12 protein-coding genes and 1 riboswitch are annotated in these 13,002 nt (G+C 44.4%); of the genes, 5 read left to right on the top strand and 7 right to left on the bottom strand.

Features of this window, described 5'->3' with window-relative positions; all coding sequences use genetic code 11:
* Nucleotides 1-7 precede the first annotated feature (7 nt).
* From ACJJIK_RS02055 to ACJJIK_RS02025, 7 genes are all read right to left on the bottom strand, one after another.
* Complete coding sequence (locus tag ACJJIK_RS02055) at nucleotides 8-1,627, bottom strand: type VI secretion system baseplate subunit TssF (RefSeq protein WP_444944033.1); 1,620 nt, start codon at nucleotides 1,625-1,627, stop codon at nucleotides 8-10.
* Nucleotides 1,628-1,653: 26 nt separating this feature from the next.
* A complete protein-coding gene (locus ACJJIK_RS02050; RefSeq protein ID WP_444944032.1) occupies nucleotides 1,654-2,043 on the bottom strand; it encodes a hypothetical protein in 390 nt (129 codons plus the stop codon).
* Nucleotides 2,044-2,093: 50 nt separating this feature from the next.
* Nucleotides 2,094-3,416, bottom strand: a complete 1,323-nt coding sequence (gene tssK, locus ACJJIK_RS02045) for a type VI secretion system baseplate subunit TssK (RefSeq protein WP_444944031.1) — start codon at nucleotides 3,414-3,416, stop codon at nucleotides 2,094-2,096.
* 174 nt (nucleotides 3,417-3,590) lie between these two features.
* Nucleotides 3,591-4,217 (bottom strand): hypothetical protein, encoded by a 627-nt coding sequence (locus ACJJIK_RS02040; protein WP_444944030.1) that lies wholly within the window; start codon nucleotides 4,215-4,217, stop codon nucleotides 3,591-3,593.
* A 55-nt stretch (nucleotides 4,218-4,272) separates the two neighbouring features.
* Nucleotides 4,273-6,162 carry a type VI secretion system contractile sheath large subunit gene (tssC, locus tag ACJJIK_RS02035; protein WP_444944029.1) on the bottom strand — a complete coding sequence of 630 codons (1,890 nt, stop codon included), beginning with the start codon at nucleotides 6,160-6,162 and terminating at the stop codon, nucleotides 4,273-4,275.
* The gene (gene tssB, locus ACJJIK_RS02030; RefSeq protein ID WP_444944028.1) at nucleotides 6,159-6,686 is read right to left on the bottom strand and encodes a type VI secretion system contractile sheath small subunit; all 528 of its coding nucleotides are present in this window, start codon (nucleotides 6,684-6,686) and stop codon (nucleotides 6,159-6,161) included. Before tssB ends, tssC begins: the two co-directional genes overlap by 4 nt.
* 407 nt (nucleotides 6,687-7,093) lie before the next feature.
* Nucleotides 7,094-7,729, bottom strand: coding sequence for a hypothetical protein (locus tag ACJJIK_RS02025; protein ID WP_444944027.1), 636 nt, complete (start codon nucleotides 7,727-7,729; stop codon nucleotides 7,094-7,096).
* A gap of 447 nt (nucleotides 7,730-8,176) precedes the next feature.
* Nucleotides 8,177-8,292, top strand: a riboswitch (TPP riboswitch).
* A 55-nt stretch (nucleotides 8,293-8,347) separates the two neighbouring features.
* Here ACJJIK_RS02025 and ACJJIK_RS02020 point away from each other — a divergent pair.
* The 5 genes from ACJJIK_RS02020 to ACJJIK_RS02000 all read left to right on the top strand — a co-directional run bounded on the left by ACJJIK_RS02020 (nucleotide 8,348) and on the right by ACJJIK_RS02000 (nucleotide 12,927).
* Nucleotides 8,348-10,489: a TonB-dependent receptor gene (locus ACJJIK_RS02020; protein WP_444944026.1), complete on the top strand. Its 2,142-nt coding sequence runs from the start codon at nucleotides 8,348-8,350 to the stop codon at nucleotides 10,487-10,489.
* 60 nt (nucleotides 10,490-10,549) lie between these two features.
* Nucleotides 10,550-10,813, top strand: coding sequence for a hypothetical protein (locus ACJJIK_RS02015; protein ID WP_444944025.1), 264 nt, complete (start codon nucleotides 10,550-10,552; stop codon nucleotides 10,811-10,813).
* Nucleotides 10,806-11,471 carry a nicotinamide riboside transporter PnuC gene (pnuC, locus tag ACJJIK_RS02010; protein WP_444944024.1) on the top strand — a complete coding sequence of 222 codons (666 nt, stop codon included), beginning with the start codon at nucleotides 10,806-10,808 and terminating at the stop codon, nucleotides 11,469-11,471. The genes ACJJIK_RS02015 and pnuC overlap by 8 nt, the downstream gene beginning before the upstream one ends.
* A 7-nt stretch (nucleotides 11,472-11,478) precedes the next feature.
* Complete coding sequence (locus ACJJIK_RS02005) at nucleotides 11,479-12,360, top strand: phosphotransferase (RefSeq protein ID WP_444944023.1); 882 nt, start codon at nucleotides 11,479-11,481, stop codon at nucleotides 12,358-12,360.
* A 105-nt stretch (nucleotides 12,361-12,465) separates the two neighbouring features.
* Nucleotides 12,466-12,927, top strand: a complete 462-nt coding sequence (locus ACJJIK_RS02000; RefSeq protein ID WP_444931396.1) for a nuclear transport factor 2 family protein — start codon at nucleotides 12,466-12,468, stop codon at nucleotides 12,925-12,927.
* The last annotated feature ends 75 nt before the right edge of the window (nucleotides 12,928-13,002 follow it).

The following is a 13,002-nucleotide window of genomic DNA, read 5'->3' as shown; positions in this document are numbered from 1 at the left end:
AATAAATTTAAGTAACAATTTTATGATCCAAGTCATGCCGACCAACAACACAAAAATCACCACTGAGCTTTACAGGAAGATCGGTCACCCAAATCTGCAGAATCCTTTCCACTTGATCCAGAAAATCCAAAACTAGTGGGCGAAGATATTCCTCTATGCTCTTGAAGCCTAATATATAATGAATACCAGACTTTACCCTGCCACTACTGTCGGTAAAGTCCTTATCAACATCACGTAGAGAATCCAATAATATCCGCACTGGCTTATACTCACCTTTCCATACACTCCCGAGAGAATCCAGCAATAAAAGTAGATCTTGTAGTTCGAGGCGAACTTTATTCTTAATAGCTGACAACATAATATTTTGCTCTGCTGTCAACTCAGTCATTGGCTGGTAGGGGCTTATAGGGTTCCGTACATTCGGTAGTACACCTGAAGAAACGCCACTTATATCCCGATCATAAAAACGGGTCTTTAGGGGCTTCCAAAGATGGTTGCTAAATTGGGGGGAATGCCAAAGAGCTTCAGCCACCACTTGCTCTGGCATATCAAATGCATTCGGCATTCGCAAGTTTATTTCATACAATCCAGTTTTCGTATTTTTTGACAAATCGTAAGTCTCAACATCTTCACTAACAAAGCTAGGATTAATGGCAATACGATCACTTCCATTAAGTTTAAAAATACCTTCAACTTTATAAAGTTCAAGCTCATCACTTGCATTTGGCGCCAAGATAGGGTGTTGAGACTTTGTACCATCCACTAATATAATCTCTGAATCCTCATACTGGGAATTTTCCGCAGGCACTACATTGAGCTGGAGGAGATCCTTACTGAGTCTTACATTTTTTGGCCATTCAGCTTCCATTAGAATTATAATTCTTCCATCACTCCACTCCTCAGGTGCTTGATTGAACTCTATTTTCATAAAGGAATGAAGTTGTGGCATTTGAAAGTACTGACGCATTTCATACAAAGGATTTACATTGTCTTCTTGAACTTTGCCAAAGGAAATCCTGCATTCATACCTCTTCCCGTTACTTAGCTCCAGAAAAATTCGGGTTTCTGGGTCACTTACAGCATTTTTGAACCTTAGATTCTCCCCCCAATCTTCACCGGCATTAATATAAAAATTAAGCTCTTTCAACGCGCCCGGAACAGATGTCGTATTTTGAAGTTCGATTTCAAATTTAGAGCCAACCAGGCCTTCCCTCTTCAATGATAAATTTGAAATTTTTACCGGGTATATGGTGTGACTACACTGGGTTCTAAATAACGCTTGTTGATTATCTTCACTACTAACCACGACCATTGTTCCAGGAGCAATATCCGTCGGCTCGTAAATTTGATAACCATCAAATTTAAAAAGACCAAGTGCAGGTAAAGGCGACGCTAAAAACGGATATATTTGACTGAACAATCTCTGATACAGGGATGCGACTGCATTCTCACCAGAAATTCTATTTTTTGCCATCAACAGTGCCACTGATTCAACCAGCTGCTTTATCTCCTGACTGCATTCATTTAAGGATATATGGGAGTAACGCTGAGTATAACTATCCTTAAAGTCCTGAACATAGGCAACGTCATCACTCACGGCTTGAATCAACTTGCTATTTAGTTCCATATCGAACCCAGACCCCCAATTATTTTCTATTGCAGCTTAATCATTGAACCTGAAATATTAACATTTGTATTTGCAGAGACATTTACAGAACCAGATCCTATATTCATTTTCTGGCCCGACTTAATAGATGTCGTTTTCCCTGACTCAATATCACAGGAACTATCACTTTTCATTAAGGTACTTTTACTGGCCTTACACTCGATGGTTTCTGCAGTTAACTTAAACTTCTTACAGTCAATATAAACCGACTCAGGTTTTTGTTCTATTTTACTGGTATCCGAAGATCCTTTACTGGTTGTTGTAATCGAGTCCTTATTGATTTCTATTTTATGGACTATCTTGCCCGACTGATTATCAACAGTTATAACAACACCGTCTTTCTTATTTAATTCTATGCGACAGAATAGAGCCCCCATACCCACTCCTATAGCTGTATATACTTTTCACCACAATAAAACTTAAACAATCAATTTACATCCAGCCCTTCAGGGAGCTTACGATACAAGTAAAAATTCATTAATTTAAAAGTGTTCTGTGCATAGAAACCCACACTTCCATCCCGGTGTAGATATCTCCGCTCTGCCTCTTGACCCAACCTGAAACACTGCACTTCGCGGCCGAACTCATACCCAAAGCCCGGGTTTTTCAGGTGCTCAAGGTTAACCCCCTCAAGCGCATAACTATTTACATCCTTTAACCGATCTATACTGGTAATCACTGGTGTATTGGTGTGATCTATTGGAGGCTGGCTATTTAGGTCCACAACAAAATAAAGCACTTCTGATTCTGTTAGGGATGCAGGTAGTGGAACCGAATAAATACCATCTTTGAGTACAAATTCATAAAGTTGGCTTTCACAGTTTTCTACTTTCATCCTCATATTCAGCTGATTTATAAGATACTCGAAAGAACCAGCCAAGTCTCTGTGTCGGTAGGGTTGAGGATCACGCTCCGGCCACTCGCCTCGATATAGCATTAGGTCAGTTAGCAGAGCATGAAGTGACTCAAAAAGGTAGTATGGATGTAACCTCAACTCTCCATCTTTCGTTTTCGATATGTTTAAATTTTCAAGCAGTCTTATATTAGATTGTATTGCATGCAGGCACTGTTTTATGCTGTATAACATTGATTTAGGTAAATTTCTTGCCCCAAACTCCTGGCGCAGATCAGACCTAAAACGGAGCATTACTGTGAGAAGTTGCTGCAACATGTCCAGCATATAGGGACTATTTCCAACTTGTAAAAGTGGGGGAACATATCTCGGTGAAACTTTCCATCCATCATCAAATGGTTTTTCAAAATTCCCTAAGCAACCACTTTCCATCAGGTCATGATCATCCAACAAATATTCATATTCTCTAGGCAGGACCTGCTCACACGATAGGACAATTTTTAGAAAACGGCGATTTATAGCGTCCACTTTTGGCGTAAGTGTTTTGACTGTTTGCAACTTATCAAGAGGGCGTTCTTGTAGGATATGATATATAACAGTAGGTTGAGAAGCCTGCTTCAATTCAACAGGTGGAGTTAAAAGTAGCGAGTTGCCTGGATAATTAACCAGTTCGCCTTTTTTTGTCACTAGCTTTAGAGTAGATAGACTTAAAATGGCTTCGTTAGATAGAAGACTGGTGTCCCATTCAATACTGCTTATTCCATAGCTGGGTAAGCCTGCCAGCTCTTGACGTCCAGAAGCTTCAGCAACTAAGGACTTTTCTTGGGCCATCAAATGCTCTGGCAAAAGTGCTTGCCCCACTTCCCACTTTACGGGCGCCTGGCTGTCTTGAGACATGACATATCCTCGCAGTATAAATACTAATGTTTTCTGGTTTGTAGTTCATTGCCAGCCAATTATCTTGGCTCAGCAATTAATCAGACATTGATTTTTAGATACGTAGCGGTATATAAAATACATATACCGCACGCACCCCGCCCATCAGGTCAAGAGCATTACCTCTATTTATTATTAACTTCCCCCCGTATCTGTTTTCACGCCCCAAGGCTTGACATATTTAGCACTTTCACTCACCGCCAGATGGAATTGCTGTGCCGTAGGTTTGGGGCTGATTTCTATACACACTCGAAATAACTCTGGTGTTTGAATAATGTCAGTAGATTCCTGAGCAACGTCTATCGCTAACTCAGTGGTATCAGAAGATCCGTTGTAGACTTTCTTGATTTCACCTTTGTTATAGTTTGCATTGGTATGCATTGCTTTAAAATACTTTCCAGCTACCGGATCATATCTTGCGCAGAAGAGTTCGAAATCAACATCAGTACATTCCATATCTCGCTTTCGCAGTAGATCTAGAATGGTTCTATTTTCATAGCTTGTATAAAATGATATCTCTATTGGATCTGCGTATCCGCCCGAGTAGTAAACTGACTCAAGAATTCCTGCAGTCTTGGATATCTTCTCAACAGAACCCGCATCTGAACCACCATCTATTCCACAAAAATCTGGAACTTCAATATTTTGCTCAAGAGTCTTTTTCCCAACAATCATTTTTGTCATATGACCATATGGGGATTGATCATCTTTTGCAGCATTGAAGCCTTGTAACACACTTAAATTATGAACTTCAGCAGCCATTTTCGCCTCCAGGTTTACTCTATTTTCTATTGATTCAGACTTTAATAAAATTTAGTTAAGTCCTTACATCCAGACTCAACTCCACATCCATTCCTTCAAATTGCCTATGGGGCATTACAGAAATTTTACTGCTGTACCACCCCACTAACCCTTCCTGCTCTTCTGTTTCTACTTTTATTGATTTAAATGGGTAGTAACGAAGAGTCAAATCATCTGGATTGACAACGGTTGTAACGTACTGCGACAGCCAGTTTTCAATCGATGAATTAATATAGTCTTCAGTCGCAGTGCTACCTATATTATCCCGCATAATACATTTGATATAATGAGCAATTCTTGTAACTGACATCGTGTAGGATAAATTAGCAACCAACTGGGAATTTTGGGAGTCGATTGGATCCTTAAATTTCTTGGTTTTCTTAATGGATTGACTACTAAAGAAACAAGCATTTGAAGATCCCTTTTTATATATCAGGGGGATAAATCCAGCATTAGAGAACTGCAACTCTTTATAATCTGGAATGGTTATTTCTATTGGTGATTTTACCTCCTGCTGCCCGTTCAGTTTAAAATAGTGGCGAGGAAGATATTCGACGGTACCGCCCCCTCTGGGCCCCCGAATATATTGGCACCAACCTGTTTCAGTAAAAGAACGAATCATATTTTTACAAAATAGGAAGGCTGCATTACACCAGAGGTAATCTTTGTGCCCCTCCGCAACATCTATTTTTTCTTCAAATCCAAATCCACCAGTATTTGCTTCAGGCTCGTAAGGTGCACGAAGCAAGAACTTGGGCAATGTCAACCCTATATATGCGGCTTCTTCGGAGTTTCTAAATTGATTCCATTTTTCAAATCTTGGGTGGTTAAGATGTGCTTCCAAATCTTTGATTTCAGACAATTCTTTGATGTCATTGCAAGCAAAGAAGCTTGGACCTACCGATGATACAAAGGGCGCATGGCTAGCCGCTGCAACCTTACCCATTGTACTTAGGAATCGACGATCAGAATCATTATTATCAAACTCATATAACCCCATGATTGAGCCGTAGGGAGACCCACCATATTGGTCATATTCAGAAACATAGATCTTTTTAAAAACTTCACTATTTGTTAGATCCATGGAATTGTTTTGCAGATCATCTCGAAGTTCTTCTTTGGTACAATCAAGGATATCGATCATGACATTAGCACTCCAATCGGTGCTTTCTACCAGACCTTGCAATCCCATCCAATTGGATTCTAACGCTTTAAAATTATCATTATGGATAATTGTATTGACATGCTGATTTATCTTCTCATCTATATCAGCGCAGGCATTGGAGACCTTTTGACGTATATTTGCCATTGCTAAACCATCATCGTCATTAGCCGGCAAAATATCATTAAACAGTGCAGTTGCCATACACCCCAGGAAGTAGTCTGCTGCCTGCTCATTGTCGTTTAAAATAAGACCTTTATTTGTCTTTAGCAAGTCAGTAAGAAACACTTCTTGCTTGTGTATTTTCCTGGCTTTTTTTACAGCTTTTTTTGCCTCATCTCGTGCAGCCACTTCCAGCTCCACCACGCCATCCGGGTTGCTGTCATATTCCTCAAACGCCGTAAATGCACCCTTAAGATTTGGCTCAAGAGACTGTAGTGTTGAATTTAGAGCATTGGTCATACTTTTATCCAAAAGATCTGTATGCTGCCCTACAAACTCCTGAACAGACTTACATTTTTCACTCACCTCATCAATACATCCCTTGACCTGTTCGAAACTATCTCCCTCATCGTAGCTTTTTACTCTTTCGGAAATAGATGTAAGTTGCTCTTTTAACTCTCTCGACTTCTGGATTCGGACCTTTTTATCTAAAAGCGACTCAATTGTTTCTGGCATGTAATTTAAACTGGAGCCTAAATCCACCACATGCTCATTGGGCACTGTAAGAACATTTGAACTCATCCTTCACCTCCTTCAACTTGTGGCTGGTGGCTGATTAGATTTGCCGGCAAAGTGCTATCTTCTCCGTAACTGGACTCCAGGGCGCCTTTGAGTGCATCGATTGCCTCCCTATTATTTATTAAGCTTTTAAGGGCATCGCGGAACTTGGCACTATTATTAATACTGGAAAGAAGGGTGTTAAGCGCCCTTTTTGAGCGAACCATATCATTAAGCGACGAAATGTTTTTGCAAACATTAAATGGGTGAAATGAATCAACATCCTTTATAGGTATTGTGTGTATTCTTTCATCTGCATCGGTTACGCTCACCTGGACATTCATTTTATCTATCACAGGATTTATATTATTGCCTTTAAAGCTTATAATTTTACGGTCTGCAAGGGGAAGCTTGCTTCCATTTGGCCCAGAAAAATCTCCCATTATTAGTATTCTTAATGGAAGCTCAAGGTCCTCAGGTTGCCCATTGATTTCAGTCTTATACCGCAGTGTCATCCTTGACTTTGGAATAGTGTCCTGTATTGCCATTATCGCCTCCACGATTTCATATTGTCAGTCTTTTGTGCCCTACCCCGGGAATCACACAAGTAAATTACCGGTTTAAATTTATTGTGCTCAACACAGCCGAAACTGTCGATTACAGGCCGTAGCTTTCCGTTTCATTTAATTTTGGAAAATTACAAAATATTACAATATTTACGCAATTGATTTTTCAAATGCAAAAACCACATCACTAAATATTTATGTCATTTACAGGAATGAGCCGGTTAGGGCTGTGAATTTAAAGAATAGCTAAATTGACTTGTGGGACGTGAAGGTGACATGGAGACCGGCTATGTTAGTAAGAGAATATATATCAGGAAGGATAGCAACTGTTGGATAAGTATTATACTTAAAACATATCCAGGTACGTAATGGGTGTATATTTTGACATTTTATAAGTTCTGGATATCTACTTCGTGAATTGCCGTAAACCCTACACTCAACACTCTACTCCAATTTGTAGTAAACGCTGATATCGAACCATATACTTCTCTTGCCATATCTTCATGTGTTTTAAACTGCTTTTGCCCACAGATAGGATCAAACATACAGCATGGCGATAACCACCTTAGCCAGCGGCGTCCTTTACAATTCTTAAGCTTTACCACAATCACATGTTCTACACGTTTATATTCTTCAGAAGCCCCAGATATGTTTAAGAGTAGAAAATCATAGCTACAATCTACTGCAGCATTAAAATGACACAATAATGCACCCTCATTAACATAAATTCGCTCAAGCGTAGAAAAATTGCAAAAGTTATTTAGAGGAGAACATGTTTCATGTAAATTTTTTGAATATGATCTATATAAATTTACATATTCCTGCATGCAAATGCCTACTCCATCTTCACAGCTTCTTGTTTGACATCTTGAATTACCACATACATTCTTCATCCAAATACAACAATTCGCCCACATTCTGGCGACTGAATCAAAATTCACCGGCTGATGTAATACTTGAATACTGCTTGTGTTCTCTATGGAGTCTTTACTCTCCTCTTTCAGCTGGCTATTTATAAGCATCATATATTTTCCCTCTTAAAGCTCCTCTCAGCCTTAATTACACTGGCATATTTGCTCTTCCGATCAACACTCCTCACCTTATAAGTATGCAGTTTATGTCTACGAATATCGATTACAATGGATATTAAGGTCTTTCAAAGAATTTGTTTAAATTACAAAATATTACAAACTGAAATCTATTATGGGCGCTGACTCAGCAATCACACTTCCATTTCACTTGATAAGAAGCTCCTTCTGGAAAAAACTTGACTAACAATAACCAATTTCTCTAGAGAGGAAAAACGAAGAGAATAACCCACTCGCGCCCACCTAAGGTATGAATGCCGTTTAAAGGTGCAAATATGTGTATTCATTCTTTCCTATTGGAATTGGGTACTTCCGTAATGACAGTTTAAGGCACCTACCCATAGCCAATGACTGGATCTATCAGTTTCTGCTATCATCGCGCCCGCAAAACCTAAGGGGTGGCCTTGCCTGAGATGTCTGGAGACCAAATTGGTCTATCGCGACAAACCCTTGAACCTGATCCGGTTAATACCGGCGTAGGAATAGGTAGACACCACAAAACCTCCCCACGTCGCACTCCGGGTCTCTTTCATCGCCGTTATTCGAGAGAGAACCATGAAGAAACAGTTTCCCACCCACCCGATTGCCTGGTCTGTCAGCCTCGCCAGTAGCCTGTTCGCCGGTATCGCCACGGCCAATACCGCAAACACAGGGCTGGAAGAAGTCGTCGTTACGGCACAGTTGCGGGAAACCAGCCTTTTGGAGCTGCCTTCCAGTGTTACCGTTCTGGATCAAAGCGCGATCGACGCGCGGGGCGCTGCCAATCTGGACCAACTTTTGAACATGGCGCCCAATGTGAACTTTTCTTCCGGCGCCTCTAGAGGACGGTTCGTACAGATTCGCGGTATCGGTGAACGCAGCCAGTTTATCGATCCAGTAAACCCCTCGGTTGGCCTGATCATCGATGGCATCGACTTTACCGGCCTGGGGCTCGCAGCCAGCACCCTGGATATCGATCAGGTGGAAATCCTGCGCGGCCCACAGGGCACAGTGTACGGCGCCAATGCTCTGGCCGGTCTGATCAATATGACCAGCGGCGCACCTACCCGCGAATCAACCACCAAGGTATCCGCCGAGATAAGCGAATACAATGGACAGAGCCTGTCCGCCACTACTGCGGGTTCTTTAAGCGATACCCTTGGCTATCGACTTGCAGCCAGCAAACGCAAGTCCGATGGCTATACGGAGAATGAGTATCTCGACCGCGATGACACCAACAATATTGATGAGTCCGTGCTGCGCGGTAAGCTGGCTTACTCCCCCTCCGAGGATGTAAAGCTGGGCGTTACCCTCTTCTATATCGACGTTGACAACGGCTACGATGCATTCTCCCTGTATAACACCCGCGAAACCCTGTCGGACCAACCCGGCTGGGATCGCCAGGAGACCTTTGCCGGCGTACTGACTGCCCAGTGGTCAGGTAGTGAGAGCGTTACCCTGGAGGGCACCCTCAGTCTCGCCGATTCAGATACTGAATACGGTTTCGATGAGGACTGGACCTATGCCGGCTTCCACCCCTGGGAATACAGCTCCACCGATAATTACCTGCGCGATAAGGACAATATCAGCATTGACCTGCGCGCACTCTCTACCGACGAGTCCAAGCTATTCTGGGATCGCAGTCACTGGGTTGTGGGCCTCTATGGGCGCAAGGAGCGCGAGGAACTGAACCGCAACCAGAGCTTCCGCAGCGACTTTGATACTGAAAATTCTGCAATCTACGGCCAGCTCTCAACGGAGATTATCTCAAGCATCAATTTGATCACCGGCCTGAGACTGGAAAGACGGGAAGCCGACTACTCTGACTCCTACAGCATCGAAGCGGACAATGGAGAAAACCTGTGGGGCGGAAATATCTCCCTGCAATACCATTACGCCGACAACACCCTGCTCTACGCTACCGTTTCCCGAGGCTATAAGGCCGGCGGCGTAAACGGCAGAATCATCTCAGAGTCCGCCAGTAACACAGAGATCAGCAGCGATATGTTCGAGTTCGATACCGAACATATGCTCAACTATGAGTTAGGAGTTAAAGGCAGCTGGCTGGATAATCGCCTGCAAGCACAGGTTGCCGCTTTCTACCAGGACCGAGATGACGTTCAGGCCAAGGTTTCTATCTTTAACCCTGCCGACTACTCATTTAGTGACTACCTTGCCAATGCTGCCGGCGGAAGCACAGTGGGTCTCGAAGTAGAATTGAACTACCAGGCCAGCGACGCCCTGCGCTTTTTCGCCTCAGCGGGCTGGCTGAATGCAGAATTTAAAGACTACGAGAGCAGTTCCCATGTCGATGCCCGCGATGACTACGCAGGAACGGTGTTGGCTGCGGTCGATCTGGATGGCCGCGATATCGCTCATGCGCCTAACTATCAGTTCTTCACCGGTGCAGAAATCGATCTGCTTCCCAACCTGATCCTGCGATTAGAGCTGGAGGGCAAAGACGAGTTCTACTTCTCAAATAGCCACGACGAAAAGTCCACCGCCTACGAGCTGGTCAATGCCCGCTTGACCTACCGGGGAGATAACTGGGATGTTTCCCTGTGGGGCAGAAACCTGACTGACGAAGATTACTATGTGCGCGGGTTCTACTTCAGCAACCAATACGGCAATAACCCGGAGAATTACTACGCGCCGGAACCCTACTATCAGTATGGTGAACCCCGAATTGCCGGAGTAACGGGCACCTACACCTTCTAATCACTCAGTGACTTTGGGGCAGCTTTTTGCTGCTCCAGAACTCTCACCAAGAGGGGAATTATGCAGCTCTCTGTCGAAATTAGTATGTATCCGCTAAAAGACGAGTACATCCCAGCCATTCAGGCATTTATCGCGCAGTTAAATAGCCACCCGGGACTCAGGGTAATCACCAATACCATGAGCACTCAGGTATTTGGCGATTACGATCTGCTGATGGACGTGCTCAAGCTGGAAATGCGCAAATCCTACCAACAGTTTGGCCGCGCCATTTTTGTATGCAAATTTATCGACGGCGATCTGGCCCCGGGGGAAGTAGATGTTTGAGCAGAATATCAGTAGTGCGATTAGCGCTTCCCTTGCCGCTATGTCTCTCTGGGAGGTAGCCGCAGTCATTTTGGCCCTGGCCTATTTACTCCTGGCCATGAGGGAAAAAATCAGTTGCTGGTATGCCGCCTTTGCCAGCACGGCGATCTATCTGTTTTTGTTTTGGGACGTCAGCCTGTTAATGGAATCCGCATTGCAGGTTTTCTATCTGATTATGGCGGTTTATGGCTGGTGGCAATGGCGAAACCACCGCGACCGGCAAGACAATTTAAAAATCCACCGCTGGAGTGCAAAAACCCACGGGATGGTTATTGGCACCACTCTGGTACTGACATTGCTAATCGGCTACCTGCTGGAGCGCAATACCAGTGCCGCCCTCCCCTACCTGGATTCATTCACTACACTGGGGGCGGTCGTCACCACCTATATGGTCACCCGCAAGGTGCTGGAGAACTGGCTCTACTGGATTGTCGTAGACGGGGCCTCAATCTATCTCTATCTGGACAGAGAACTCTACCTCACCGCCGTATTGTTTATGCTGTACCTGGTGCTGGTTGTGATTGGCTTTTTCCAGTGGCTCACCATTTACCAAAAAGAGAAACTAGAGAAAGCGCTGATCTCTACTCCCGCGCCACAAACAAGCGCAGCCATTCAGTGACCGATTGATGAATCAGGCACTGAGCAGCATTATTCCCAACGATTGGCAGCGCTGGAGCAAGGCCCGCCCCACTGTGGTCCGGGCCCTAACCGGGGGGCTGACCAATAGCGCTTTTCTGCTTGAGTCCGCCGGTCAGCGAATGGTGCTGCGGATAAATTCGAGTATCAGCGAGCAGCTCAATCTCGATAGAGCTGCTGAGCAGCAGGCTCTGCACTCGGCCACAGTTTCCGGCAGTTGCGCCCCCTTGATTTACTGCGATCCCCTCTACAAATACTTGGTCACTGGCTTTGTCGAGGGCACGCCCTGGGACAAAAATACTCCCCGCAGCCTGGAGAGAGTTGCCGACTTATTGCGCCGTATACACAGCGCCCCAGCCATTGACGCTCAACTGGATATCAGAGAAAAAATCTCCAGCTACAGGCCATTTATCGATCGGCGAGCCAGTTTTTTCCAACTGCTCGACACACTGCAAGAGAGGCTAGCGCCATTAATTAGTAGGACCTATCAGTTCAGTGATGGCTATCACCTGTGCCACAACGACCTGAGCGGCGGTAACTTGATTGAGCGCCCCTCGGGCAGGCTGTATGCCATCGACTGGGAATATGCGGCAATGGGCGATAGATTCTATGATCTCGCGGTTCTAGTAGAGGAACACAGCTTGGATCTGGCTGCACAAAATCAATTACTGGAATGCTACCTCAACCGCACGGTGACACCTAAAGACAATCAACGCCTACAGCTGTGGCAATTTATCTACGGCTACCTCTGCGTTCTCTGGCACGGGGTACAGTGGAGCAACCAAACCGAGAGGTCTTCAGAACAGAGGGAATATATTGTGAGAAAGGCCCAACAGTTACTGGATAGTGTATCCGCTCACGGCCTGAAATAAGTGATCCCAGCAGATCCCCCTGCTCAGGCTGCCACTAAAGCAGCAAAGTAGCAGCGCACTCAGTTAAAATAGCGCCCAAGCTAATATAACCACAGAGGTACCCCGGTGATCAGAAAGTTTGTTGCAATCGCACTCACCTTACTCGCAATCAACGTACAGGCCGCAGCAAAGCCTGAGGGATTTAAAACCATCGACGGGCTCTTTGCAGCACTTTCAAACCTTGATCAGCAGGCGATGAGAAATGGCGTTAGCGATGATTTTATTCTCCTTGAGCACGGTGAGGTCTGGGACATTGAAGACCTTATCGCGGTAATGAAACCCTCTAAATTAAAGAGAACCAACTACTTCAGCATTATCAGCTTTGAAGAGAGCGACAACCTGCTGACCATCAACTACTGGACCAAGGCCAGCTTTGAATCCAAAGAGGGCAACAAAGAAGCGGTATGGCTGGAAAGTGCCATTGTTAAGAAAATCGATGGCCAGTGGCTGGTAACTCAACTGCACTCAACCCGACTACCCGCCGGCAAGTCTCCAGAAAATGTCGAGTTTGAACAGCAAGTACTGTAAAGAACTCCCTATCCGGGCCCTACTCATCGGGCCCGGGTTTCAATAGCAGCCGCTAGATTTCCCCCTCCTCACTCG

The organism is Microbulbifer regidiadema (SeqCode) (assembly GCF_052466995.1).
Note: the sequence above shows the minus strand (reverse complement) of the source record. Positions and strands in the feature narration are given on the sequence as shown.

What these genes read in the sequence shown, in the direction of transcription:
- ACJJIK_RS02020 (WP_444944026.1), top strand. Translation starts at nt 8,348, where the DNA reads ATGAAGAAACAGTTTCCCACCCACCCGATTGCCTGGTCTGTCAGCCTC.
- ACJJIK_RS02025 (WP_444944027.1), bottom strand. Translation starts at nt 7,729, where the DNA reads ATGATGCTTATAAATAGCCAGCTGAAAGAGGAGAGTAAAGACTCCATA.
- ACJJIK_RS02040 (WP_444944030.1), bottom strand. Translation starts at nt 4,217, where the DNA reads ATGGCTGCTGAAGTTCATAATTTAAGTGTGTTACAAGGCTTCAATGCT.
- tssB (WP_444944028.1), bottom strand. Translation starts at nt 6,686, where the DNA reads ATGGCAATACAGGACACTATTCCAAAGTCAAGGATGACACTGCGGTAT.
- ACJJIK_RS02050 (WP_444944032.1), bottom strand. Translation starts at nt 2,043, where the DNA reads ATGGGGGCTCTATTCTGTCGCATAGAATTAAATAAGAAAGACGGTGTT.
- tssC (WP_444944029.1), bottom strand. Translation starts at nt 6,162, where the DNA reads ATGAGTTCAAATGTTCTTACAGTGCCCAATGAGCATGTGGTGGATTTA.
- ACJJIK_RS02005 (WP_444944023.1), top strand. Translation starts at nt 11,479, where the DNA reads ATGAATCAGGCACTGAGCAGCATTATTCCCAACGATTGGCAGCGCTGG.
- tssK (WP_444944031.1), bottom strand. Translation starts at nt 3,416, where the DNA reads ATGTCTCAAGACAGCCAGGCGCCCGTAAAGTGGGAAGTGGGGCAAGCA.
- pnuC (WP_444944024.1), top strand. Translation starts at nt 10,806, where the DNA reads ATGTTTGAGCAGAATATCAGTAGTGCGATTAGCGCTTCCCTTGCCGCT.
- ACJJIK_RS02055 (WP_444944033.1), bottom strand. Translation starts at nt 1,627, where the DNA reads ATGGAACTAAATAGCAAGTTGATTCAAGCCGTGAGTGATGACGTTGCC.
- ACJJIK_RS02015 (WP_444944025.1), top strand. Translation starts at nt 10,550, where the DNA reads ATGCAGCTCTCTGTCGAAATTAGTATGTATCCGCTAAAAGACGAGTAC.